Origin of the sequence: Mesorhizobium sp. M2A.F.Ca.ET.067.02.1.1 (assembly GCF_004023285.1) — a bacterium.
Classification (GTDB): Bacteria; Pseudomonadota; Alphaproteobacteria; order Rhizobiales; family Rhizobiaceae; genus Mesorhizobium.
The window spans coordinates 1-3,762 of sequence record NZ_RZSB01000599.1 but is presented as its reverse complement, the minus strand read 5'-3'; the positions used below and the strand labels follow the sequence as shown (position 1 = coordinate 3,762).

General features: G+C 57.9%; 5 protein-coding genes. All 5 read right to left on the bottom strand.

Translation table 11 applies throughout. The features are described 5' to 3' along the window. Positions 1–210 precede the first annotated feature (210 nt). Positions 211–1,206, bottom strand: coding sequence for a tyrosine-type recombinase/integrase (locus EOA28_RS28320; RefSeq protein WP_128315514.1), 996 nt, complete (start codon positions 1,204–1,206; stop codon positions 211–213). After that, entirely contained in the window at positions 1,199–1,717 is a 519-nt protein-coding gene (locus EOA28_RS39635) for a tyrosine-type recombinase/integrase (RefSeq protein ID WP_281060933.1), read from the bottom strand. Before EOA28_RS39635 ends, EOA28_RS28320 begins: the two co-directional genes overlap by 8 nt. Positions 1,718–1,726: 9 nt before the next feature. Continuing rightward, positions 1,727–2,152 (bottom strand): hypothetical protein, encoded by a 426-nt coding sequence (locus EOA28_RS39630; RefSeq protein ID WP_210214965.1) that lies wholly within the window; start codon positions 2,150–2,152, stop codon positions 1,727–1,729. Continuing rightward, complete coding sequence (locus EOA28_RS28310) at positions 2,149–3,327, bottom strand: tyrosine-type recombinase/integrase (protein WP_210214964.1); 1,179 nt, start codon at positions 3,325–3,327, stop codon at positions 2,149–2,151. The genes EOA28_RS39630 and EOA28_RS28310 overlap by 4 nt, the downstream gene beginning before the upstream one ends. Positions 3,328–3,541: 214 nt before the next feature. Continuing rightward, on the bottom strand, positions 3,542–3,762 hold a 221-nt coding region (locus tag EOA28_RS28305), incomplete at its 5' end, for an IS66 family transposase zinc-finger binding domain-containing protein (RefSeq protein WP_245501611.1).

Genomic DNA, 3,762 nt, shown 5'->3' with positions numbered 1-3,762 from the left:
GCAGAAACGTCGCGCCCACGGCTTCGTCCAACACGTTTTTAGCTTACCGGCGCAACTAATGCTGGCGCTCGCATGGCAGCCACCCACGACAGCGCCGCCAACCTAAAAACGCTCTCTAAGATGTTGCGGAGAGGATTATGCTGCGGAGGCTCCATTTCGTCCCAGATTTCAGGCGCTCTTGGGTAATCTCCGCAACATAATCTCTTGGATTCAAATAGAATTCAGGAACGCCATCACGCCCTTGTCCTCTTTCCACGGCCTTTCCGGTCGCGGAGCGGCGGCGCTGCAAAGCGCCATTGCTTTCGCTTTCATTTCGATATCGATTTCGGCGTAAATGTTGGTGGTCTCAAGGCTTACATGTCCGAGCCATGCACGGATGGTGTTAAGGTCGACACCCGCCTGCAACAGATGGCAAGCGCATGTATGGCGGACCACGTGCGGTGTGATCGGCCGTGCAGCAAGCGATGGCACCTGTGCCGCACATCGCTCGACAAGCCGATAGACCCCGAAACGGGTATATCGTTTGCGATGGCGGCTGAGGAAGACGGGCTCGCAGGTTTCCCGGCCCCGAATGAGCTCGCTGAGCGTATCCTCTGTGCGCGGCCACAGTGGACATTGGCGGATTTTGTTGCCTTTGCCGTGAAGAGTGACAAGCGCATGGTTGTCGCGGTGCCGACTGATCTGAAGGTCGCCGACTTGTAATCTCGTAGCCTCCGAGACCCGCGCTCCCGTGTTGTAGAGGAAGAGCAACAAGGCATGCTCAGCCCGGCCGCGTAACGTCCGGCGGTCGGGAACCGCTAACAGCGCTTCCATTTCGACCCTGCTCATCCACGAGATCGGCTGCGGTGCGGCCTTCTTTGTCGTGATGGCACGGATCTGCGCACACCAGGCAAGATAAGCTGGATCACGGCTGGCGACAAAGCGCGCGAAGGATCGGATCGCCGTCAGGCGTTGGTTGCGGGTCTGTGCCGAGCAGCTGCGGTTCTCTTCAAGATGAGCAAGGAACTGCAGTACGAGTGCCGAAGTAATATCCTCGACATTTAGACGATCCGCTGGCTTGCGGACCTTGGTACTGATAAATGGCAGCAGCAGCGTGAAGCTGTCGCGGTAGCTCATTTGCGTGTTGCGGGCGAGACTGCGCTCAGTAACGATGTAGTCTGCCAGAAAGCGCCGAAGCCAGGGGCCGAGCGTACGGAGATCACGCATGGTGGCCTCCGTTGACGTAGCGGTCGAAGCAGGCCGATGCTTCGTGTAACAGTTCCGGTGTCATCGACAGGTAGACGCTTGTGCCGTCCAGGTCGGCGTGGCCGAGATATGTCGAGAGCGCCGGTAGAAGCCGTTGCACATCTGCCCCGTCGCGATACCAGGACGTCAGCCGATGGACGGCTGCGGTGTGCCTCAGAGCGTGGAGACACGGGGTGCGTCGGCCGTCATCCCTACGGGCGATTCCGACATGCTCGAGTAACCGTTTGAATGCATGGTCGACATTGTGCTTCCTTACCTGTGTTCCGTCGCGGTTTGCAAGAAATGCAGACGCCATTCCTTCAGGCAGGGGGCGATCCGAACGGCGTTCGGCATAACTTCTAAGGGCGCTGGCAAGTTGAGGCGCAACGGGAACGAGACGGCTCTTGTAGAATTTGGTGTCCCTAACTGTCAGGATGGCGTCTGCAAGGTCGACATCCTTCATGGTCAGATGGAGTGCTTCGCTGGTTCGCAGCCCTGCGCCTTACAGGATCAAGAGCAACATATGGAAGGTCTCGGCGTCGAACCGGATGGCGCGCTTGCGGCTGATACTAACGCCGCCCCCAAACAAGCGCTGCAGTTCCTCACGGGAGTAAATGTAAGATGAAGCTGATCGGGGCGCCCGCGGCTCTTCGTCCGCCGCCGGCAGCGGCGACGCGACAGCATAGTCGCGACTGATCGCATAACGGTAAAATCCGGCGAGAGCGCCATACTTGTTCGCACGCCAACGCGTGAGCGGACCGGTTCCGGCGAGAAAGCGACGTACTTCGCTCTCCGTAACCGCATCGCAGCACGCGTTGTCAGGGCAGCTATCGCAAAATTGGTACAATGTCCTTGCGCTGGTGATAAATCGGGCGCCATGGGCTCGCCGCCATGCGACATAGTGGTCGACCGCGTCACGAAGAATCATAGCAGCCCCTCCAGATTGATCTCTGCAACCTCGCGAAGAGTATTGAGATTGACCTTGGCGTAGATCGCGGTAGCCGCCGTGCTTCGATGGCCGAGATAGTCGCCGACCGCTTTCATCGATAAACCTTGGTCCAGGAGATGCTGGGCAGCGGCATGACGTAACGCATGCGGGCCGCGGCGCTTGCCTTGGATTCCGAGGTCATTGAGGCGAGTAAAAACGATCCCCTTGATTACTCCCCGGCTGAGCGGCCTAATCGGGGCTTTCATCGTCAGGAACAGTGTCCGTTCAGGGTGCGCGGGACGAACCTCACGCAAGTAACGCAGGATCGCTTGCCCCACATCTGGTGACAGCGGATAGAGATGGGTACGTCCGGGCTTGGGGCAGCGTACCCGTAACATCTCCTGTTGCCAGTCTAAATCTCCTAGCTGAAGGCCGCTGACTTCTCCGGCACGCAGACCGTAGGTGATCAGCAGCATCAGGATGGCGCGGGCGCGTATGTCGTGGGGATGGTGTCCTTCCGCGGTAGCAAGTAGACGGGTGACCTCATCCCGGTTCAAACCCTTCGGAATCGCCTCGCCTGGATAGCGTCGCGGCGGCATGATACCGTCGGCCAATCCTGGTCTGCACCAGCCCTGCTGCTCGGCGAACCGTACGAACCAACGAAGTCGTTGCGCATAGAGATAGGTCGTTGAACGACTAACGCCACGCGCATGACAATGCGCGATAAACTGATCGAAAAAAGAGAGTCCTGCCGATGATAGATCGACGCCTCTTTCATCCAGCCAGACGAAAAAGCTGTCGACCGCTCGACAACAATCATCGATGGTCGTATCCGCCCATCCGCGTTCGGAAGCCATGCGCGTGGCAAAGATGGCGACCTCGCGCGTACGGGAGTGGCATCTGGCTCCCGACTCCTTAAGCCAGCCCATAAAGCGCATCCATCGCTCAGCGTGGCCGAAGAAACGCCGACGTGCGCGAGGTCGTGACTTGCGTTCCGTGGGTGAAGACCATCGCCGAAATGCGTTCTCAATCTTGGGCAAGTTCGAACTATCGTTGTCGTGCAAATCGAGAATGTGCATCAAGTCCAACTGGTGGTAGGCGATCTTCCGCAATGTCTCGATCTTGATGCCGAGACACTCGCAATGCGAAAGATACAGAAGCCGCTCTTCGAGCAATGGAGCGGAACGATAGCGCGCAATCGTGCACGGTTGTCCAAAAAAAGAATCTCAAACATGATCCGGGTCTCCTTGTTGTTGGAGCCCTGATCATGGCACCGGCGCATCAGGAATTTATGTTGCGGAGATTACCCAAGATCGCCTGAAAACCTAGGACGAAATGGAGCCTCCGCAGCATAATCCTCTGCGCAACATCTTACCGTAAATGTTGAAATCAACATTTACGGTAGTACGGTAGATGATAACCCCACTTCGCCATCATGATATGGGCGAGCGCGGCATAGCTGAGCTTGCCGCGTGCAATGGCCTTGGCAGGTGCCGGGGCCTGAATGATTTTATCGCAGGTCCGGCAGCTGTACTTGGGTCGAACGGTCTCGAGCACCTGCCAGGCCTGGGCGACCAGATCGAGCATCTCCTCGTGATCTGCGCCCATGG